Here is a 21,309-nt window from a genome sequence, read left to right as displayed (position 1 = left end):
GCAAACTAGAAACAAGAAAATGAGTATTACAGGAGTAATAGAAAGTATAAGAAAGATAATGTGGCAGGATTCCGGGCTGAACGGTGATGCTCAACGTTTAGAACAATTGGGGTGGATGTTGTTTTTCAAGGTTTTCTGTGATAAAGATCAGGAAATGGAATTGATGGATGAGAGTTATGTTTCCCCAATTCCTGAAAAATACCGCTGGGAAAATTGGGCGTCCGATGATGAAGGAATGACCGGTGATGAATTGCTTTACTTTATAGACCGGGAACTTTTTCCTGCACTTCGAAATTTAGATTTAAGTACCGGGAATCAACGTGCTGTTATCGTTCACGAAGTATTTGACGGTAACAACAATTACATGAAAAGTGGAATCAATATTCGTAAGGTTTTGAATAAACTTAATGAAATTGATTTTAACAATACAAAAGATAAACATGCCTTTGGAGATGTTTATGAAGGTCTTTTAAAAGATTTACAATCTGCCGGAAAATCCGGAGAGTTTTACACACCCAGAGCTATTACACAATTTATCACTCATATTCTTGATCCCAAATTAGGAGAAAAGGTTTTGGATCCGGCATGCGGAACGGGTGGATATTTAACTGCGGTTATCGAAAATATCTCCAAAAAAGTTTCTTCTTTAGATGATTTGAAATCTTTACAGGATAATATTATCGGGTGGGAGTATAAACCATTACCGTATCTGCTTGCAACCACCAATTTAATTTTACACGATGTAGAAATTCCTAATATTACTTACCGTGACTCCTTAGATAAACCTTTGTCAGAATATCGTGAAAAGGATCGTGTGGATGTTATCGAAGCAAATCCACCTTTTGGGGGAGTTGTAGCGAATAACAATGAAAATAATTTCCCTCAGAACTATCGTACTAAAGAATCTGCGGATCTGTTCCTAATATTAATGATCCACTTATTAAAAGTAGGTGGACGTGCAGGAATTGTTTTGCCTGACGGATCTTTAACAGGGGATGGTGTAAAACAAAGGGTAAGAGAAAAACTTTTAAAGGATTGTAGATTACATACTATTATCCGCTTACCAAATTCTGTTTTTCAACCTTACGCAACAGTTGCAACCAATCTTTTATTTTTTGATAAAGTTCATCATAATAACGATACGTCAAGTTTTGCAACAAGAGAAGTTTGGTATTATGAACACCGATTACCGGAAGGGCAAAAGTCTTACAGCAAAACAAAACCCATTAGAGAATCTGAGTTTGATCCGATTAAAGAATGGTGGAATGATCGTAAGGAATCCGAGATATCTTGGAAAGTGTCAATTGACACTTTAAAGGATCGTAATTTTGACCTTGATATTAAAAATCCCAATAAGCAAGAAGAACTGATTGAATTTTCGTCTACTGAATTAATAGATAAACTATCAAAGTCATTTCATAAAGCAGAAGGACTGTTATTAAAGATGAAAAAAGCGGTCAAGTGATGGAATACAAAATATTAAAACAATTATGTACCGTTACAAAAGGACAGACCGGAATTCAAAAGGCTGTTCCAGGCGAGTATCCATTAGTAGTAACCAGTGAAGAGAGAAAATCTCATAATGAGTTTCAATTTGATGCAAATGCTGTAATTGTTCCTTTGGTCTCCGGAACGGGACACGGACATGCAAGTATAAAAAGGATACATTATCAAGAAGGGAAATTTGCACTAGGATCAATTCTTTGTGCAATAATTCCTAAAGATGAAGATGAGATAAATTCTCTATTTTTATATTATTATCTGAATCTTGTAAAAGAAAAAGAGTTAGTTGGAAGGATGAAAGGAATGGCAAATGTAACTTTGCCTATCAAAGAGATTGAGAAAATTCCGATTCCACTATTAACGATAGAAGAACAATTAAAATTTGTTGATTTTTACACAAACTTAAAAAAAGATTCTAACTACATTACAACTGAACTAAATCATCAGATTGATTTAATAAATGAATTACGTCAAGCGTTTCTCCGAGAAGCAATGCAAGGTAAATTAGTTAGCAATGAAACTTCTGATGGGAAAACCGGTGCTGATCTTTTACAAGAAATTCAAACTGAAAAGGAGAAATTAATCAAAGAAAAAAAGATTAAAAAATCTAAACCTTTACCTCCAATTTCTGAAGAAGAAATCCCATTTGAAATTCCTGAAAATTGGACTTGGTGTAGATTAGGACAAATTATAAACTTAAATTCAGGACAAGATTTAATTCCGTCAGAATATAATGATAAAGAAAAGGGAATTCCATATATAACAGGAGCTAGTAACTTACAAAATGAAAAAGTAATAATTAATCGTTGGACTGAACATGCCAGATCAATTGCATATAATGGCGATTTGTTATTAACTTGTAAGGGATCTGGTGTAGGTAAAACGGCAATGTTGGAAATTGAAAAAGCTCATATCGCAAGACAAATAATGGCACTCAGTACAATTTCCTCACCTTTGGGATATGTGTACATAATTATCAAGAATAGTGTAGAAGATTTTAGAATAAAGTCAAAAAGCTTAATACCTGGAATTGATAGAGATACAGTATTAAATGTTTATACACCATTACCACCTTTGGAAATTCAAGAAAGAATTAGTGCAAAGCTAAATGAATTAATGAACTATTGTGACGATTTAGAAAATTCAATTAAAATAAGTCAAAGTTATAATGAACAACTTCTTCAACAAGTTTTAAGAGAAGCCCTCGAAGGAAAGAATGAAATAAAAAATGAAGATCTAAAATTAGTTGCAGAAGAATCTCCAATATATTCTATTTCGAAAGATATTCAGAAAAATTGTGATACCGGAGATATGGCAATTCTTGCAGGTTACATCATTAAGAAATTAAGTACCCAGAATTCAAAAGATTTTGGTCGGGTAAAATTACAGAAGATGCTTCATCTGGTAGAGTATCATTGTCAATTGTCTTCAGAATTAAAATATCAGAAAAATGTAGCCGGACCGTATGCTTGGGAATTGGAGCATGTCATAGAACCAAAATTAGAATCTCTAAGATTTTTCAATATTAAAAAAGAGAACTTTGGTGCAACTTCAAAAGTAACTTACACCCCTTTATCAGCATCAAAGGAATTGCCATCTTTATTTAAACGGGAGTTTAAAGATCAGGATGAAAGAATCAACAATCTTTTAGATAAATTCCAAGATAAGAATTGGGAGTTTTGCGAAAGAATTTCCACCATGTATGCCGTATGGAATAACAGATTGATTAGAAAAGAACTTTTCACCGATGATATTTTAAAACAGGACTTTCTCGCTTGGGATGATAAAAAGAAAAGATTTATAGATGTGCTAGACCACACCCTTGAATGGATTAGAAAAGAGAAAATTGAACCGTTGGGATTTGGGGATTATATTGACAAGAAATAACTAAGCTATGGAAGATCTCATCAAGAATTTTGACGAAATGATTGACAAAAGTGGTAGTAAAAGTATAGTTTTTAAAACCCTTTTGAAAAAGTTTGGTTATGAAAAAAGGGTTGACGGTGCTATTAAAGTGTTGGAAAAGTTCTTTGAAGATAATGGTTATTATACTTCACCGAAACTCACGAAAGATTTAAAAGTGTCTTCAAACATTTTGATTACAAAGACACAAATTTTTTCTTCAACTGACGAATTTGATTCAGAAGCTGAACTGGAAGCATATCTTATCAGAAATAAGATTCTGAAAAAAATCGGAGTTACAAATACCAATAATCAAGAAATTTTAAGAGGTACAAAAGATAGAGTCGATTACATGGGTAAAGACAAAGAAGGTAATGATGTAATCGTGGAAATAAAAATAGGGGACGGTGGGAAATCTGCCATAGAACAGCTTTTTAGATACAAAGGGATTTTATTGGAAAAGAAGATTCTTAGGAATGCATCAAAAATCAAAATGTACCTAATTACCGGAAAAGAAAATCCTCGGATCAAGTATACCTTTAAAGGGATGTTTCCTTCTCAAACGGACCATTTTAAATGGTTTGTTTACGACTATGACAAATCTTTGGAAGAAGGTAAGCAATTGGTCTTAAAACAAATTTCACTTAAAGATTAAAAAGGGTTCTTCTGTTTTCTTATAAAAATAAATAATATGGATATTCATGCGAGAATTTTAATAGATTATTCAGGGAGTATGGGTTACATGAAGGGAAGTTTAGAGTACGAGAATAAGTATTTGCTTCCCAACGGTTCTCCAAGGATAGAATTGGTGAAAAAAATACTTATTGAAGATATTCTCCCAGCCATTCAACATTTTAGTTTCATTAACATTATAAGATTCTCAAGTTCTACGTATAGATCTAATGAATTCGTTTCACGATATCTATACTCGGGGTCATCCACTATTGAGGCAATTGAAAAAATTAAAGAGATTAAAGTTCCCCCAATTGGAGGGACACCCATTTACACAGCATTTAAACGATTTTCTAATTTCTTACAAAACGGTGTTTCATCAAAGAAAATAATGTTTATTATTACTGATGGTGATAGTAATGATGTCGAAGATTTTGACGACAAAATTTTAGATTTCATGAAATCTTCAAATGTAGAATGTCCAATTTATATTATCGGAATAGACCAAGACGCAAGTGCCGAACAAAAAAGTAAAAATCTTTGTAATAAGAGTGGTGGCAAATATGTTAATTTGAGGGCAATCGATTATGATAAGAGGTATATCGAATCAATGCTATTTGAACTCAAATCTAATATTATAAGTTCGTCATTGAGCGTAATTTCAGAACCCAAAATTGAAAATGATACAGACTCGAGTAGCGAAGATCAAAATTCATTTCAAGAAAGAAATCCGGACATTTCTTTACCATCAACAGATGATTATATTAAAAAACTTGAAAAAACAATCGAGGATAATACTAATGCAATTTCTTTGATTGGAAAACAACTCGAATTGGTTGTTAACCAGATATCAAATTTAAAAAGAATTGACCAAAATGATGAAGTTGAGATTTTAGAAAATTACGAACTGAATCTAAAAATTGGTCGTCAATCAGAATCCTATGTAAATGATTATTTGAAGAAAATTTTAGACTTACAATACTTTAAATGGAATAACGAAGTGACGGAAAGCTATCAGCCTTTTGACTTTGAAATTGGTACTGGTTCATCATTAAAATATTTAGAATGCAAGGGTTCGATCGGAAACGATAAAAGTTTTTATCTAAGTAAAACTGAATGGGACTTTTTTCTAGATCATAAAGAAAACTATGAATTGATTTTTGTTTCAGAAGTTTTCAAAGAAAATCATATAATTAATGTTGGGAACTTATTTCAAGCAATCATTGATAAAAAAATAGTACCGTATTCGATTAAAAATAGAAAGATTAAATCTGACTTAGTTTATTTTCGAATTGTTTAGTTATTATTACACCATAATTAGAAAATAGTGATAACTCGAGTAGTAGAACTTATTGATTAGCAAATCTATTTTTATAGTTTGTAAACTATTAATGATAATTAAAAATCAAGTAATATCATGAAACAGAGTTCGAAAAAATTAAATTCATTTAATGATTTAAAGAAAATAAAAAATCAACTTAAACTAAATCCATCCATAGAAAAGAGTAAAAGCTATTTCGCAAATAATTATTTTAAGAAAGTAAAATTAGAAGATGCTGACTTAAAATTTAAGTCCCACTTTTTAGATAGTCACGTAATAAATATTTTACAAAAAGTTTCTCATAGAAAGATTAGAAATCTAGTAAATGAATTTAGAAATATAAGAAGTGCGGATACTTCCAGAACTGTACAATTAAGATTTATTCTCCATTCTATTTGTAATAAATTAAGATTAAAATTTGGTGCAAATATGTTGTCCTTTATTCATGATCTTCCAATTGTAACAAGACCAAATGAAAATTTCGAAATACACAATAATTTACAAGATGTTGATTTATATGAAGATTATGATATTGAAAGTTATTCTATTGAAAAAGAGTATAGGAAAATTTTTATCGGATTTGAAAGACTCGAATATAATGACCAACCATATATGATCGTTTGCGATAGAAATGGATACTTGCAGGCAAGAATAAATGATTTAGGATTTCTTGAAGAGGATTTTATTAACAGATTAAAGTTCAATTTATTTGACATGATAAAGGATGGTGAATTTTCATATGTAGGTGCTATACTAAACTGCTATTGTTCTATTTGTAACAGAGAATTAACTGTTCCGGAATCAATATATTATGGAATTGGTCCTGTATGTCGTGGAGATTATTATTTTCGGCAAACTAAAAAAATGATTAACTCTTATAACTCCAAATTCATCTGATAGTTAGACATTAAAAATATTTATCATTTATCTCATATTATCCTTACATCCAAAAGTAAGGATTTTTTGTTTCAGGATTTACTCTTGTGATGAGAAAAACAATTAGTTTTTTAACCTAAATTATCATTTCCCCAATCAAAAACTACTCAAAATTCTCCCGGAATCCTTCGGGTGTTGTTCGGTGTTTCTTCGGAAAAAATCCCATTTTTCCGAAGCCGATCCGAAGAAGACCCGAACATGATCCGAAGAAATGGGTTTTCAAACCGGTCAAAACCGGTCAAAAGCAGTCAAAACCGGTCATCTTTTTCACAGGTGCCTGAAATTGGAAAATTCTGTAATACCTTCGTTCTGTTAACCAATAAAAATGCACAAAATGGCACGAATAACAAAAGGAATCCTTGGAGGATTTTCAGGAAAAGTAGGAACGATTGTAGGCGCAAACTGGCGCGGACAGGACATTATCAGAAGTATTCCCAAACCAAGCTCGAAACAGCCCACCGATAAACAGCTGCTGCAGCAGACCAGATTCAGCATGGTGATCAGTTTTCTGCAGCCGCTTAAAAATATTCAGACGAAGTATTTCGGATCGGGGAGCGGCTCAAAATCGAGGGTGAATATGGCGGTTTCCTATACCATCAGCGAAGCATTACAGATGAATGGCGATGTTCCCGAACTGGTATACAACAAGGTTCTGATCACGAAAGGTGATCTGGCAGGTTTCCAGAACATTACTGCTGCTCCGCAAACCGGAAATATCATTGCGCTGAGCTGGGAAGACAATTCCGCACAGGGAAACGCAGATACCGCCGACAGAGCCAATGCGGTGTGTTATAGCGAAGAACTGGGAACGTTTGAAATTTTCGAATCTGTTGCCGAAAGGGGATCATTGACTGCCGATGTCACGATGCCTGCTTCTTACACAGGAAAGGAAATTCAGGTCTGGGTGTTTTTCAGGAATGTGAAAGAAACGCTTGCGTGTAACAGCGCGTATCTTGGGGCTTATACTTTAATTTAATTTTGAATCTCCATCCGGAAGGGTGGGGATTTTTTATGGTGGCTTCGGCTCCGCTCAGCCACCGTGTTTTTTTGATGTGATTTTCGGGTATTGTTGGGCGATGTGTTGTTTTTCTGTAGTGGTGGCTTCGGCTCCGCTCAGCCACTTTTTTTGATTTGCTTTTTGGGTATTGTTGGGCTGTGTGTTGTTTTTCTGTAGTGGTGGCTGAGCGAAGCCGAAACCACTTTTTTTCGATGTGATTTTCGGGTATTGTTGGATGTAGTTTATTTTTCTGTAGTGGTGGCTGAGCGGAGCCGAAGCCACTTTTTTTGATTTGATTTTCTGGTATTGTTGGACTTTGGTTTTTTTTTCTGTAGTGGTGGCTGAGCGAAGCCGAAGCCACCTGTTGTTAAACATTCACCCCAAAAATAAACCACTTCACAACATTTTTCTCTTTGCAATCATAAAAACAATAATTTTGTATAATAACTATGAGTAAGAGAAAATTATTGATCTTTACGGGGGTAGTTCTGTTTTTACTCCAGCCGGTTCTTCTTCCTGCGTTTCCTATGGATAGCTCAGAGCCTCATTATTTTAAAGATTTATCAGAAAATATACTGGGTAATTTGCTGATCCTCGTCTTTTTTTATATCAATTATACTTACCTGATCCCGGGACTTTTATTTCAGAAAAAATATCTGCAGTACGGGTTTCTGGTTTTCTTGGGACTCATGGTCGTTTTACTTCTGCCATGGGCGCTTTTCGGATCTCATGCTCCGCCAGACTTTGCACAGCTGCCCTTTCATCCGAGAACCCATGAAAAAACAATGTTTCACAGGATTCAGCTGTTCTTCTCGGAGGTAGATCATCTGGTATTCCTTTTCGTGGGGACGATATTTTTTTCCACCTTCTGGTTTGAAAGAATGCAGAACCAGAAAATTAAAAACGAAAAATTACAGGCAGAACTTTCTCACCTCAAACTGCAGATTCATCCTCATTTTTTATTCAATACCCTGAACAGTATTTATGCATTTGCGATAAAAAAAGACGATAAAACAGCAGATACGGTATTGGTTTTTTCAGATTTTATGCGGTATCTTTTACAGGATTCCTATCAGAATGAAGTTCTGCTGGAAAAAGAAGTTCAGTATATCAGCAATTATATCGAGTTACAGAAATCCAGACTGAGAAATTCTGTAGCCGTTGAATTTGAAAAAACAGGCGATTTTGATAATAAAAAAATTGCTCCTCTTATCCTATTCACTTTTGTGGAAAATGCTTTTAAATATGGTGTAAATCCGGATGAAAATTCTGAAATAAAAATAGAAATATCCATACAGGAAAATGAATTGAATTTTATGGTTTTCAATAGAATTGTATCTGCCAAAAATATAGAATCCAGTAACATCGGGATTAAAAATACCAAAGAAAGGCTCATGCTTTATTATCCTCAAAAACATACTCTGGAGATTAAAGAAGACCAAAAGGCATTTATCGTCAATCTCAAAATTAATTTGTTATGATTACCGCTATAGCACTGGACGATGAACTACCATCTTTAGAGATCATAGAAGCATTTTGTGCGAATATTGAGGAGATAGACTTAAAGAAAACTTTCCTCAAGACCAGCGAAGCAAGATATTTTCTGGAAAAAAATCCTGTGGATCTGCTTTTTCTGGATATTAATATGCCCGCTACTTCAGGGATCGATTTTTATAAAACACTTCCACAGGAAACCCTGGTGATTTTTACAACAGCGTATAAGGAATATGCTGTAGAGAGCTACGAGATCGGAGCTTTTGATTATCTGCTGAAACCATTTAGCTTTCAGCGTTTTAAAATGGCAGTCGACAGAGCGGCGGAGCAAAAAAAATTACTCTCTGCCCACGATGAAGGTTTTATCTACTTTCGGGTAGATTACGGATTGGTGAAAGTTGTTTTCAGTGAGATTCTGTACATCGAGGGACAGGATAACTATGTGAAATTTTACTTTGAAAACCAAAAATCACTTTTAGTAAGAATTACCATAAAAGAACTTTTGGAAAAACTTCCTGAGCAGCATTTCTGCAGAATCCACCGTTCCAGTATTGTTTCTTTAGCAAAAATAACTTCTTTCAGGCACAAGACAGTTTATATAAAAGATATTGTGCTTCCTGTAGGCAATACCTATGAAGAAGACTTTCTTAAAAAGATATAATTTAACCTGAGTTCGGGATAAGTCTTCTTAAACGCAAGGTTAAACAAAGAGATTCAATTATCAGGAATTCCGCTTTTAAGATATACAAAGGCGTAAAATTGATCAAAGTAATACCATTTTGTCTTTTTTAAATAAACGAAGTGCCTTTGTTTAGCTTACCAACTTTCTATAAGTAAAAAAATCTTTTGTTTTTCTTTGCGATAAATTAATATAATGCTATAAATCAATTATTTAAATTTATTTCTTATCCCGAACTGGGGTTAAAATTAAAAATATATATTTTCACCACAACTATTTTATCATTGACCACACTTTCCTGAAACCCATGGGATTATTGATTTTTTTTGTAATGAATTTTAAAATAACATATTATGAAAAAAATCTTTTTGATGATAAGTGTTCTCGGCATTACGCTCAGCACTTTTATCGTTTCATGTTCTGATGATAATGATTCTGCAGATTCTGGTAATTCTACCAGCAGCACAGGCGGAGGAGCATCTGATAATGCTGTGGGAACAACCGGAGCAGCATCCATAGCCGCTACAGATGTAACAGCCTGCGGTTCCGTAACGGGGGTTTCCAAAATCGTCTGTCTTACCGAACAGTTAAAATCTACGCTTACTTCCTCACAGCTTGCCGCCGTTCAGCTGGATTATACCTATGCCAACATTAAAACCTGGTCTAATCTTCCTGCGGCGATGTCTGCAAGAAAAGGAATTCCTTTAGGGAATCTTAATGCAACACAGGTAGGTATTGCCAAGGCCATCATCAAAGAAATGAGCGGAACCACCGCTAATGAAGGCTATGATGAAATTCAGCAATTGCTGTATGCCGATAATTATCTCAATGCCAATGGAGGCGGAAGTACTTATGGTTCAGGAAATTTTTATCTGGCTTTCTTCGGAACTCCTTCTGCCACAGGGAAGTTTGAAATTATGTTTACGGGGCATCATAAAACCATTGCCAATACCTATAATAATGGAGCTTTAGTAGCTGCAACCCCTTTGTTTACGGCTACAGAACCATTGTCTTTTGCGGTTAATTCTACAACGTATGCGCCGGTAGATCAGGAGAAAAATGCTATTGTTGCTTTACTTGGCGCGCTTTCTTCCACACAGCTTACCACTGCAAAAGCCAGTACAACCTTTACGGATCTGGTTTGCGGACCTACCGCTAACTGGAGTTTCCCGACTGCTTTTTCGGGATTGCAGTGTTCTGCTTTGGATGCGACTCAAAAAGCACTGGTGCTGAATGTAATTAAGACCTATGTAAATGATGTTTCCGATACCAGTGCAGCTTCTATTCTGGCAACTTACACATCAGAATTAGACAATACCTACATTTATTACAGCGGAAATACTTCAATGACGGTAAAAAATGATTACTTCAGAATTGCAGGTCCAAAAGTGTGGATCGAATTTTCCGTACAGGGCGGGATTGTTCTCAGCGGAGTGCACTATCACTCCATCTGGAGAGACAGAGTGAACGATTATGCAACGACTAATTCGTAAAAAGATTCTTAACCCAAACCTCACAGGTTTTTAAAACCTGTGAGGTTTAGAAATCCACAACAAAATCAGAAATGAAATGAGATTGCTTTTTTTCTTTCTTTTTCCGGTTTTAATCTTTTCCCAGAGTACGATCAGGGGGATTATCTCTGATGAAAACGGTCATCCGGTAGAAAATGTTTTAGTAAAGAATATTTCTAAACCTTTGTATCATACCCATACCGATATTTCAGGGAATTTTTTGTTGGAAAATGTAAGCCCGGAAGATAGTCTGGAATTTGTTCATCAGGATTTTGAGACCCAAAAGATCGTTCTGGAAAATCCGGAAAACCTGAATATTATTTTAGAAAAGAAATCATTTCAGATCAAAGAAATCACCATTACGAAAAATTTAAAAAATTTAAATACCATTTCGAAAATCGATTTGCAGGTGCAGCCTGTTGCTTCATCTCAGGATCTGCTGAGAAAAGTTCCGGGCTTATTTATCGGGCAGCACGCAGGAGGAGGAAAGGCAGAGCAGATTTTTCTGCGTGGTTTTGATGCAGATCACGGAACCGATGTTGCCATTTCTGTAGACGGAATGCCTGTAAACATGGTGTCTCACGCTCACGGACAGGGATATGCCGATCTGCATTTCGTGATTCCGGAAACGGTAGAAAGTATTGATTTTGATAAAGGATCTTATTTTGCGGATAAAGGAGATTTTGCCACTGCGGGATTTGTAGCTTTTAAAACCAGAGATTTCGTCGACAAAAGCAGTTTAGGATTGGAAATCGGGCAGTTTAATACCTTCAGAACCAACGGGATTTTTAATTTACTGAGCAAAAACAACCAGTCTGCCTATTTTGCGGGAGAGTTTTTAATGACGGATAATTATTTTGATGCTCCTCAAAACTTCAACCGCATCAACCTTTTTGGAAAATATACCTCAAGACTGAGCGATAAAGACAGACTGTCTGTTTCAGTTTCGCACTTTAACAGCAGATGGGATGCAAGCGGACAGATACCGGAAAGAGCTGTAAACAGCGGACTCATTTCGCATTTTGGAGCAATAGACAGCATGGAAGGAGGTACAACAAGCCGAAGCAATTTCAATCTTCATTATGAAAGAAAAATCAATGATGATGCTTTTATCAGAAATCAGGTGTATTTCAGCAAATATGATTTTGAACTGTATTCTAATTTTACCTTTTTCCTGAATGATCCCATCAACGGAGACCAGATCAGGCAGAAAGAAAACAGGATGATTGTAGGATTTCAATCGGAATACAACGGGAAAATAAATGACAATATCAGTTTTAAAACGGGAGGTGGTTTACGAAATGATAACAATAAGGATATAGAACTTTCTCATACCAAGAACAGACAAACCGTTTTGCAATACCTCAGTCTGGGAGATATTAATCAGACTAATGTATTCGGGTACGGCAGTTGGGATTTCTCTTTCGGAAAGTGGCTGATTAATGCAGGATTGAGGGTAGATTATTTCAAATTTAATGTGGTGGATCAATTGGCAGAAAAATACCAGAATCAGTCTGAAGCAAAAGCTGTTCTTAGTCCGAAACTTAATTTTTTATACTCTTTTAATACAGGTTTTAATGCTTTTCTGAAGTTAGGAAAAGGCTTTCACAGCAATGATGCAAGAGTGGTAATTGCCGAAAAAGGGAAAAACATTCTGCCGGCTTCTTACAATGCCGATTTGGGATTTTCATGGAAACCTCTTCCCAACTTGCTAATAAACGCTTCATTATGGTATCTTTTTCTCGAACAGGAATTTGTTTATGTGGGTGATGAAGCGGTGGTGGAACCTTCAGGAAAAACAGCAAGAAAAGGTGTTGATGTCGGATTGCGTTATCAGCTGAACAACTGGCTTTTCTGGAATACCGATTTTACCTACACCCACGCAAGAGCTATAGAAGAAGCCAAAGGGAACGATTACATTCCTCTTGCTCCCAAAACTACCTTTGTCAGCGGATTATCCGTGAAAAATCTTAACCGTTTTTCAGGAAGCATCAATGCAAGATATTTAGGAGACCGACCAGCGAATGAGGATAATTCTGTAACAGCGAAAGGATATTTTATCACCGATCTTTCTGTGAATTATCAGTTCAGAAAAGTTTCTGTGGGAATTAATATCGATAATATTTTCAACACCAAATGGAAAGAAACCCAGTTCCTCACCGAAAGCCGTCTTCAAAACGAAACCGAAAGCGTGGAAGAGATCCATTATACCGCAGGAACGCCCTTTAATGCACGATTAATTTTAAAATACAACTTTTAGAGACCTATAATTTAAACACTTATACAATGAAAACACTATTCAGCATCACTGTAGCCACTTCTGTTGCGGCGATTTCATTTTTCAGCTTTTTTAAAAAGAATACAGAAACCCCAAAAGCAGCGTTTATGACGAATATTGCGAAGAAAAATAAGGCTGCGAAAACAGTGGTAACCACACAACAGATTATTGATCTTGCCAATGCCTTCAAAGCCACTCTTTCCAGTTCACAGATTTCAACGCTCGAGCTGGCTTATACGTATGCCAATGCAAAAACATGGTCTAATCTTCCTGCTGCCATGTCTCCGAGAATCGGACTGAAAATGGGAACTCTTACAACGGCTCAGTTAACCGCTGCCAGAAATCTCATTCAGGCTTTATCCGGAACAGGAAACGAAGGCTATAACGAGATCTACGGACTTTGGATGGCAGACAATTATCTTTCAAACAACGGAGGCGGAACCACTTACGGAGAAGGTAATTTTTATATTGGGTTTTTCGGAACACCTTCTCTTACGGGAACTTTTGAAATCCAGATGACAGGACATCACAGAACGGTTTCCAACACCTATATCAACGGAGTTCTTGTGGGCGCAACTCCTTCTTTTGTCGCTGCGGAGCCTTTTGCCTCTTTTACCTATAATTCGGTAACCTATCAGCCAATGATTGAAGAAAAAACGGCTCTTGTGAATATGCTGTCCGGATTATCTTCTGCACAGCTTACTACGGCACAGCTTTCCACAACGTATACTGATCTGGTCTGCGGTCCCGGAAAAGACTGGCTGTTCCCGACTACCAAATCCGGACTGAAAGTAAGCAATTTAACGACCGCTCAGAAACAGCTCGTTTATAATGCAATTGCAACCTACGTAAATGATGTGGACGATACGAACGCTGCAACGATTATGACAAAATATAATAATGAACTGGATAATACTTACATTGCATGGTCTACCGATGCCACATTGACCAACCAGAACGGTTATGTAAGAATAGACGGACCATCGGTCTGGATAGAATATTCTGTACAGAACGGAATCATCCTCACGCCGAAACATCCTCACAGCATTTGGAGAGATCATACAACAGATTACGGAGGAACGGGCAGTACATTATCCACTAATGAAACAGCTGCTTCGGTATCTAAACCTATGATTTACCCTAATCCGGTGAAAGATTTTGCAACCTTTAACTTTACAGCTTCTGAAAAGGGAAATACAAAAATCAACATCTATGACCAGAGCGGAAGATTGGCAAAAAGCATAGAAAAGAGCAATCTGCCGAAAGGACAAAATTCGGTCTCTGCCGACTTAAGCAGTCTTGAAAAAGGAGTTTATACCTTCAATATACAACACAATGGTACAAAAACAAATGGGCAAAAGCTCATCAAAAAATAAAGGGCTGAAGAAACTGTTTCTGTTCTTTATCTTTTTTTCAGTCTTTGCATCGGCGCATCCGCTGCCGGATACAAAGGTTATGTTTCATATGTATCCGGGCGGTGCGGCGATAGATATTACTGCGCCGCTTCGTGATTTTGAAATTGTTTATAATGGTAAAATAACACCGGATCAGAGAAAAAAGATTCAGGAGTATTTTAAAAATCATATTAAAATTTCCTCAGAGAACAGATTCTGGAATATAGAACTTGCTGATTATAAAATCTCCAGAACGCAGGATTCTGTGGTAGGGCTTTATGATAAAATAGATTTCAGGATTACGGCAAAACCGCAGAGAAAAGAAGATACCCGTAATTTTACCCTTCATTACGATGCCTTTGTACACCAGATCTATAATCACAAATCGATTATAGGATTGGCTTCCGACTGGGAAAAAGGAGTACAGAATTCTAATCAGATTCTGGGAGTTGCAGCACGCGATCTGGACGGGAATATTCAGCCTTTAAATATATCATTAGAGGAAGGAAGCTTTTTTACAGGGTTCAGAAGTATGGTTGAAATGGGTTTCAAGCATATTTTAGAAGGGAAAGACCATATTCTGTTCTTAATTTCCCTGCTTCTGGTTGCCCCGTTTTTTGTAGAGGACAGAAAATGGAAACTTCTCGACAATAAAAAATCTGCGGTAAAAAGAGTGGTAAAAATTGTAACTGCTTTTACGATAGGGCATTCGCTGATGCTGATTCTGGGAGCCATCCATTTAATAAACATCAACCCGAATTATATAGAGATCGGGATTGCAATGACCATCTTACTGTCCGGAATCAACATCTCCAAACCCATCTTTTTGGGGAAAGAAGTTCTTATTGCCCTGCTTTTCGGCTTTGTGCATGGACTTGCTTTTGCCAATACCATTACGTTTTTTAATCTGGATATCAGTCAGTTTATCTGGAGTGTTTTAGGCTTCAATCTGGGAATAGAGCTGGTGCAGATCCTGATTGTACTGATAAGTTTTCCTGTTATTCTTTACGTTTCCAACAGGTTTAAGAATATCGATTTTTACAGAGCGGCAGTTTCTGTTTTTGTGATTGTAATGGCTTGTTACTGGATCTATGAAAGAGTTGTAAGCCTGCCTTTCGTTATGGGATAACAGAATTGATCATGTAAAATACCCTTCATTTTTTTCAGAATAATTTAAATCTTAATGCATTGCAGTATCTGTAATTGCATTAAGTTTACTTTCAGAATTTCCTGTCTGAGCCGTCTTCCGGATTTCTCAACGGTTCATTGTGTCTTTATATTCGCAGGCAGCGCTCATCTTCTTTTTCTTCGGAGCCATACATTTTCTCCGGCATATCCTAAACTTGCAGTTTCTCATTGTACTGATAATCTGTAAGAAAAAACATTGAAGACATCCTAATATTTTTTATATTTGAATATAAAACTAATCATGAACAATGAAATCCTCAGTATACAGATTATTTATTTTAAAGTGAGGCGTGGAATCTAAATCAGGATTATGAAGTTTTTCTCTTCAGAAATGCAAGGGAATGCCGGAAGAAAGACGTTGATAACAGCAGAAAACGACATTTTATCAGAAGATATTAATTTTAGCTGATGATCTTTTTTCTTCATAAAAGGCATTAAAACGGAACATGTGAGAATTCTTTCGTACTCTTAGAAAAGCAGAGCAGCAGGCAGATCTCCTGTTACAGTTTATTTCAAACCAGACAAAAAAAGCAGAAATGAAGGTAGCCAAATTACTTTTCTCAGAAGGAAAATGGACGAGAGAACTTAATCATGAACAGTTAGACTATAATGAAGTGCAATTGGTTCTTGGTTTTGGTGAAAGAAAGCTCCTGTCCGAAAACGAAGTTTTTGAAAGTATTCAACAGAAATTCCCGAATGCTGAAATCGCTCTGTGCTCTTCAGCAGGAGAAATATTTTGTAAAGATGTATACGATGATACGGTCTCCGTTACCGCCCTCAGATTTGATAATTCTGAAATTAAAACCACAGAAATCTGTATAAATGATTATAAAGACAGCCACGAAGCAGGAGTTGCTCTGATGAAAAATTTATATCGGGAAGACCTGAAATGGGTTTTTGTTCTGTCGGACGGAAGCAACGTAAACGGAAGTGAGCTGATAAAAGGAATTAATTCTGAAAAACGGAAAGAAGTTTTAATCTCGGGAGGTCTTGCAGGCGATGGCGATCGTTTTGAAAAAACTCTTGTGGGACTGAACAAAGTTCCTGCTCCCGATAATATTGCAGCCATTGGTTTCTATGGCAGTTCTCTTATGCTTTCTCACGCTTCTTTTGGTGGCTGGGAAACTTTCGGCATCGAGAAAACGGTAACAAAATCTTCCGGAAATAAGCTCTACGAAATAGACGGTAAAAATGCTCTCGATCTTTATAAAAAATATTTAGGAAAATATGCTGAAGAACTCCCGAGTTCCGCACTGCTTTTTCCGCTTTCCCTAAAGCTGAAAGATAATGAAGAAACCGTAGTGAGAACGATTTTATCTGTAAATGACAGAGAAAATTATATGGTTTTTGCAGGAGATATTCCGGAAGGCAGCAAGGTAAGATTCATGAAGGCAAATTTCGACAGACTGATAGATGCAGCCACGGATGCGGCACAGCAATGCCAGGATTTTCACTCTGCAAATCCTAAACTGGCAATCCTTATCAGTTGTGTGGGAAGAAAGCTGGTCTTGGGAAACAGAATTTCAGAAGAAGTAGATGCGGTTGTAGATGTACTGGGAAACGAAACCGCCGTAATGGGCTTTTATTCTTACGGAGAGTTTTCTCCTCTGAAACCTTTCCAGAATTGCGAGCTGCACAACCAGACCATCACCATCACCGGTATTAATGAAATACTTTAAAGAAAATGAAATATCATAAGTTACTGGAAAAACAGATTAAAAAGTATCTTCCGGAAAGTTTTCACTCAGATTCGGAATTCAGTAATTTTTTATCTGCTATTAATGAATCTTATGCATCTTACGAGAGAGATAAAGAACTTATGAACCATGCTTTCTCTAAAAGCGAAGAAGAATATCAGGAAGTATATCAGGATCTTAACAAAGAGTATATTCTGAAGCAGGATTCTATCAGTAAGCTCTACCAGTCACTGAAAATGCTTGATGAGAATATGGAAATCCGGCAGTCCGAAGATTTTGGAGAGCTTTCAGAATATCTTTCCGAGCAGATCAGGAAAAGAAAATCTGTGGAAGACCAGCTCAGCAGACAGCTGGAGTTTCAGCAGCTTTTAATGAATATTTCTTCAGAATTTATTAATATTCCTGTAGAGGAGATTAATGATAACATTAACAGTTCTCTTGAAGCCATCGCCAAGTTTGTAAAAGCGGACAGAATTTATGTTTTTAAATATGACTTTCAGGAAAATACCTGCTCCAATTTGTATGAGTACTGCTCAGAAGGAATATTTTCCAATATCAGTTTTTATCAGGACTTTCCTCTGGAGCCTTTCGAAAAATTTGTGGAACTTCATAAACAGGGAAAATCTATTACCATTAATAATGCAGATGATTTTCCGGATAAAGATTTAAGAGATCTTCTGCTCTTAAACAATGTAAAAAGTGTTCTCGCCATTCCTTTGATGATCGACGGGAAGTGTGAAGGATTTGTGGGGTTTGATGCAGTGCATCAATACCGTAATTTCGGGAACGAGGAAAATGATCTGCTGAAACTGTTTGCACAGATTCTGGCAAATATCCGGGTAAGATTCTTTATGGAAAGTAAGCTTAACAGAACGCTCGAACTGCTTAAAACATTACTCGCCAACCTGCAGTACGGAATTCTGGTGGAAGATGAAAACAGGAGAATTCTTTTTACCAACAGCTTGTTCTGCGATATGTTTAGTATCCCTCTTTCGCCTGAAACCATGCAGGGAATCGACTGCAGTAATTCTGCGGAAGATTCCAAACATCTTTTTGCTAATGAGGAAAGGTTTCCCGAAAGAATCAATGAAATTCTGGAGGAGAGAAAAATTGTTACGGATGAGCTTTTAGAAACCAAAGCAGGAAGATTTCTGGAAAGAGACTACATTCCGATTTATATCAACGGCAAATACAGGGGACATCTCTGGAAATATAATGACATTACGGAAAGTGTTTTGGCTAAAGAGCTCCTTAGACAGAGTGAAGAAAGAAACCGGCTGATTATGAATTCCGCCATCAATGCCATTATCAATGCAGATTCTGAAGGGAAAATAACCTTCTGGAATAAGAGAGCCGAACAGATTTTCGGATGGAGATCTGAGGAGATCACCGGGAAGACTCTGGCAGAAACCATTATCCCTGAAATCCATAAAAAAGCCCATGAAGAAGGAATGAAAAATTATATGGAGACAGGATACGGCCCGGTTCTTAATGAACAGCTGGAACTTTCTGCGATAAGAAAATCAGGAGAAGAATTTCCCATAGAAATTTCTATAATTCCCATAGAACAGGATGGCAAAAAGTTTTTCTGTTCTTTTATTCAGGATATCTCAAAAAGAAAAAGAGCCGAAGAAAATTTAAAAGTTCAGGAGCAAAAATACCGCAATATTATCGCCAACATGAATCTTGGACTTCTGGAAGTGGATAACAACGAAGTAATACAGTATGCCAACCAAAGTTTTTGTGATGTTTCCGGCTATGAAATTGATGAGCTTATTGGCAAAGAACCTTCAAAATTGTTTTTATACAAAGAAAACAGCATTCCTTTGGTGGAACATCATGTTTCACTCAGGAAAAAGGGACTTTCCAGCGTTTATCAGGTTCCTGTAAAAAACAAACGCGGGGAGCTGAGATGGTGGGCAATAAGTGCAGCTCCCAATTATGACGATAAGGGAAATCTTATCGGATCTGTAGGAATCCATCTGGATATAACCGACCAAAAACACATGGAAGAAGCGCTGAAGAAAGAAAAAGAAAATGCGCAGGAAGCTTCCAAAGCTAAAGAAGCATTTCTGGCAAACATGAGCCACGAAATAAGAACACCGCTTAACGCAATCATCGGATTTTTAAGGGAATTGGCAAAACAGGATCTTACCTCCGGACAAAAACAGTTTGTAGACAACAGCAACAGTGCATCTCAGCATCTGCTTTCCATCATTAATAATATTTTGGATATTTCTAAAATAGAAGCCGGTGAAATGTCTCTTGATATTAAAGACTTCTCTTTACAGCAGACAGTGAACAACGTAGTGAATATTCTTCAGCCGAAAGCGGTGCAGAAAAATATAAAATTAATCTCTGTTTTTCCTAAGGATATTGCTCCCGTTTTCAGAGGGGATGCTTCGAAGATCGAACAAATACTATACAACCTCATCGGTAATTCTCTGAAATTTACCAACAAAGGAGAGATCAGGGTAGAATGCACATTTCTGGAGGATAATCCGGATAAGCAGAAGATAAAAATAAGTGTTGTGGATTCCGGAATAGGAATGAGCAAAGAATTCATCGAAAAGATCTTTAAAAAATTCTATCAGGAAGATGCATCCATTGCCAGAAAAGTAGGCGGAACCGGTTTAGGCATGGCGATCACCAAAGAGCTGGTAAAGCTGATGCAGGGAAACATTGCGATAGAAAGCGAAAAAGAAAAAGGAACAAAAATAGATGTTACACTGGTTCTTCCTAAAGGAATACCGGAAAAATTAGAAAACCGGTCAGACTTCAGTCAGGAGATCTCCGTGGAAGGAACTCAGGTTCTTCTGGTGGAAGACAGTGAGCTAAACAGACTGGTTGCACAGAACACCCTTCAAAACTTTAAATGTATCGTTACTGAAGCGGAAAACGGAGCCAGAGCATTAGAAATATTAAAAGAGAAAAGCTTTGATATCATTCTCATGGATATACAGATGCCGGAATTGGACGGAATAGAAACCACGAAAATTCTGAGAAAGCAATACCATGTTTCTACCCCAATTATTGCATTGACGGCTAATGCATTTAAAACAGAAGTAGAAAAGTGCAGAAAGGCGGGAATGGACAGTTACATTACAAAACCCTATTCTGAAAATGAACTGCTTGAAACCATATATCATTACACAAAAGGAAAAACAGAACAGCAAGATACAAATGAAGAAGCGGGAATTTATAATCTGCAGAATTTAAGATTGTTAAGCAGAGGAGATGAGAGTTTTGTAAAAAAGATGATCACCATATTCATCAGCCAGATTGAAAATGTGCTTCCGCAAATCCACACCTCTTTTGTGGAAAAGAACTACGCGGAGATCTCCAGACTGACTCATAAAATAAAACCAAGCATAGAACAGATAGGAATAATCTCCATTACAGAACATGTAAAAACACTCGAAGCAAAATCGAAAGATATATCAATAGACCATCAGGAACTTTATGAAATGTTCTGTTACATAGAAGACATATTAACTTCGGCTATACGTTTGCTTAAGGAGAAAGAACTTTAGAGCCTGTTTACATATTGAGTTGGTTTAAACTTTTTAAAATATTCTTTTTGGAATACGCAGGGTTTTATTTTTAGAGCGTGTCTAAATTTATAATTTATTTTTACCATTAAGATTTAGTCTCGTTTGTTAAACTCATTTTAAATTTAACTGCAAAAGAGACAAAGACTTTATTGAATTTATTTAAAGTATTTCAAAAGTATGCAA

The 21,309-nt window shown here is 36.4% G+C and carries 15 protein-coding genes; 14 read left to right on the top strand and 1 reads right to left on the bottom strand.

Annotated features, from left to right (window positions below):
• The first annotated feature begins 19 nt into the window (after positions 1-19).
• From AC52CF_RS17140 to AC52CF_RS17115, 6 genes are all read left to right on the top strand, one after another.
• Positions 20-1,465, top strand: coding sequence for a class I SAM-dependent DNA methyltransferase (locus AC52CF_RS17140; protein ID WP_496517459.1), 1,446 nt, complete (start codon positions 20-22; stop codon positions 1,463-1,465).
• Positions 1,465-3,390: a restriction endonuclease subunit S gene (locus tag AC52CF_RS17135; protein WP_496517458.1), complete on the top strand. Its 1,926-nt coding sequence runs from the start codon at positions 1,465-1,467 to the stop codon at positions 3,388-3,390. The genes AC52CF_RS17140 and AC52CF_RS17135 overlap by 1 nt, the downstream gene beginning before the upstream one ends.
• A 7-nt stretch (positions 3,391-3,397) precedes the next feature.
• Entirely contained in the window at positions 3,398-4,060 is a 663-nt protein-coding gene (locus tag AC52CF_RS17130; protein ID WP_496517457.1) for an endonuclease NucS domain-containing protein, read from the top strand.
• Between the two features lie 36 nt (positions 4,061-4,096).
• Entirely contained in the window at positions 4,097-5,377 is a 1,281-nt protein-coding gene (locus tag AC52CF_RS17125) for a protein NO VEIN domain-containing protein (protein WP_496517456.1), read from the top strand.
• Between the two features lie 117 nt (positions 5,378-5,494).
• Positions 5,495-6,295, top strand: coding sequence for a DUF6011 domain-containing protein (locus AC52CF_RS17120; RefSeq protein ID WP_496517455.1), 801 nt, complete (start codon positions 5,495-5,497; stop codon positions 6,293-6,295).
• Positions 6,296-6,668: 373 nt separating this feature from the next.
• Entirely contained in the window at positions 6,669-7,310 is a 642-nt protein-coding gene (locus AC52CF_RS17115; RefSeq protein ID WP_496517454.1) for a DUF6266 family protein, read from the top strand.
• 54 nt (positions 7,311-7,364) lie between these two features.
• Here the strand turns inward: AC52CF_RS17115 and AC52CF_RS17110 are convergent, their stop codons facing one another.
• The gene (locus AC52CF_RS17110; protein WP_496517453.1) at positions 7,365-7,706 is read right to left on the bottom strand and encodes a hypothetical protein; all 342 of its coding nucleotides are present in this window, start codon (positions 7,704-7,706) and stop codon (positions 7,365-7,367) included.
• A 74-nt stretch (positions 7,707-7,780) separates the two neighbouring features.
• Here AC52CF_RS17110 and AC52CF_RS17105 point away from each other — a divergent pair, with 74 nt between their 5' ends.
• From AC52CF_RS17105 to AC52CF_RS17070, 8 genes are all read left to right on the top strand, one after another.
• Positions 7,781-8,812 carry a sensor histidine kinase gene (locus AC52CF_RS17105; protein WP_496517452.1) on the top strand — a complete coding sequence of 344 codons (1,032 nt, stop codon included), beginning with the start codon at positions 7,781-7,783 and terminating at the stop codon, positions 8,810-8,812.
• On the top strand, positions 8,809-9,486 hold the full coding sequence (locus AC52CF_RS17100; RefSeq protein WP_496517451.1) for a LytR/AlgR family response regulator transcription factor: 678 nt from the start codon (positions 8,809-8,811) through the stop codon (positions 9,484-9,486). The genes AC52CF_RS17105 and AC52CF_RS17100 overlap by 4 nt, the downstream gene beginning before the upstream one ends.
• Before the next feature lie 371 nt (positions 9,487-9,857).
• On the top strand, positions 9,858-10,997 hold the full coding sequence (locus AC52CF_RS17095; RefSeq protein WP_496517450.1) for a DUF3500 domain-containing protein: 1,140 nt from the start codon (positions 9,858-9,860) through the stop codon (positions 10,995-10,997).
• A gap of 76 nt (positions 10,998-11,073) precedes the next feature.
• Positions 11,074-13,275, top strand: a complete 2,202-nt coding sequence (locus tag AC52CF_RS17090) for a TonB-dependent receptor (protein WP_496517449.1) — start codon at positions 11,074-11,076, stop codon at positions 13,273-13,275.
• Between the two features lie 26 nt (positions 13,276-13,301).
• Complete coding sequence (locus tag AC52CF_RS17085) at positions 13,302-14,669, top strand: DUF3500 domain-containing protein (RefSeq protein WP_496517448.1); 1,368 nt, start codon at positions 13,302-13,304, stop codon at positions 14,667-14,669.
• On the top strand, positions 14,629-15,816 hold the full coding sequence (locus AC52CF_RS17080; protein WP_496517447.1) for a HupE/UreJ family protein: 1,188 nt from the start codon (positions 14,629-14,631) through the stop codon (positions 15,814-15,816). The genes AC52CF_RS17085 and AC52CF_RS17080 overlap by 41 nt, the downstream gene beginning before the upstream one ends.
• A 595-nt stretch (positions 15,817-16,411) precedes the next feature.
• Entirely contained in the window at positions 16,412-17,554 is a 1,143-nt protein-coding gene (locus AC52CF_RS17075) for an FIST signal transduction protein (protein WP_496517446.1), read from the top strand.
• A 5-nt stretch (positions 17,555-17,559) separates the two neighbouring features.
• A complete protein-coding gene (locus AC52CF_RS17070; RefSeq protein WP_496517445.1) occupies positions 17,560-21,105 on the top strand; it encodes a PAS domain S-box protein in 3,546 nt (1,181 codons plus the stop codon).
• Positions 21,106-21,309 lie beyond the last annotated feature (204 nt).

The organism is Chryseobacterium sp. 2P (assembly GCF_059579425.1).
The sequence above is the reverse complement of the archived record's forward strand: the minus strand, read 5'-3'. Positions and strand labels throughout refer to the sequence as shown.

What these genes read in the sequence shown, in the direction of transcription:
- AC52CF_RS17095 (WP_496517450.1), top strand. Translation starts at nt 9,858, where the DNA reads ATGAAAAAAATCTTTTTGATGATAAGTGTTCTCGGCATTACGCTCAGC.
- AC52CF_RS17105 (WP_496517452.1), top strand. Translation starts at nt 7,781, where the DNA reads ATGAGTAAGAGAAAATTATTGATCTTTACGGGGGTAGTTCTGTTTTTA.
- AC52CF_RS17080 (WP_496517447.1), top strand. Translation starts at nt 14,629, where the DNA reads ATGGTACAAAAACAAATGGGCAAAAGCTCATCAAAAAATAAAGGGCTG.
- AC52CF_RS17115 (WP_496517454.1), top strand. Translation starts at nt 6,669, where the DNA reads ATGGCACGAATAACAAAAGGAATCCTTGGAGGATTTTCAGGAAAAGTA.
- AC52CF_RS17070 (WP_496517445.1), top strand. Translation starts at nt 17,560, where the DNA reads ATGAAATATCATAAGTTACTGGAAAAACAGATTAAAAAGTATCTTCCG.
- AC52CF_RS17085 (WP_496517448.1), top strand. Translation starts at nt 13,302, where the DNA reads ATGAAAACACTATTCAGCATCACTGTAGCCACTTCTGTTGCGGCGATT.
- AC52CF_RS17090 (WP_496517449.1), top strand. Translation starts at nt 11,074, where the DNA reads ATGAGATTGCTTTTTTTCTTTCTTTTTCCGGTTTTAATCTTTTCCCAG.
- AC52CF_RS17125 (WP_496517456.1), top strand. Translation starts at nt 4,097, where the DNA reads ATGGATATTCATGCGAGAATTTTAATAGATTATTCAGGGAGTATGGGT.
- AC52CF_RS17120 (WP_496517455.1), top strand. Translation starts at nt 5,495, where the DNA reads ATGAAACAGAGTTCGAAAAAATTAAATTCATTTAATGATTTAAAGAAA.
- AC52CF_RS17075 (WP_496517446.1), top strand. Translation starts at nt 16,412, where the DNA reads ATGAAGGTAGCCAAATTACTTTTCTCAGAAGGAAAATGGACGAGAGAA.
- AC52CF_RS17130 (WP_496517457.1), top strand. Translation starts at nt 3,398, where the DNA reads ATGGAAGATCTCATCAAGAATTTTGACGAAATGATTGACAAAAGTGGT.
- AC52CF_RS17110 (WP_496517453.1), bottom strand. Translation starts at nt 7,706, where the DNA reads ATGTTTAACAACAGGTGGCTTCGGCTTCGCTCAGCCACCACTACAGAA.
- AC52CF_RS17135 (WP_496517458.1), top strand. Translation starts at nt 1,465, where the DNA reads ATGGAATACAAAATATTAAAACAATTATGTACCGTTACAAAAGGACAG.
- AC52CF_RS17100 (WP_496517451.1), top strand. Translation starts at nt 8,809, where the DNA reads ATGATTACCGCTATAGCACTGGACGATGAACTACCATCTTTAGAGATC.
- AC52CF_RS17140 (WP_496517459.1), top strand. Translation starts at nt 20, where the DNA reads ATGAGTATTACAGGAGTAATAGAAAGTATAAGAAAGATAATGTGGCAG.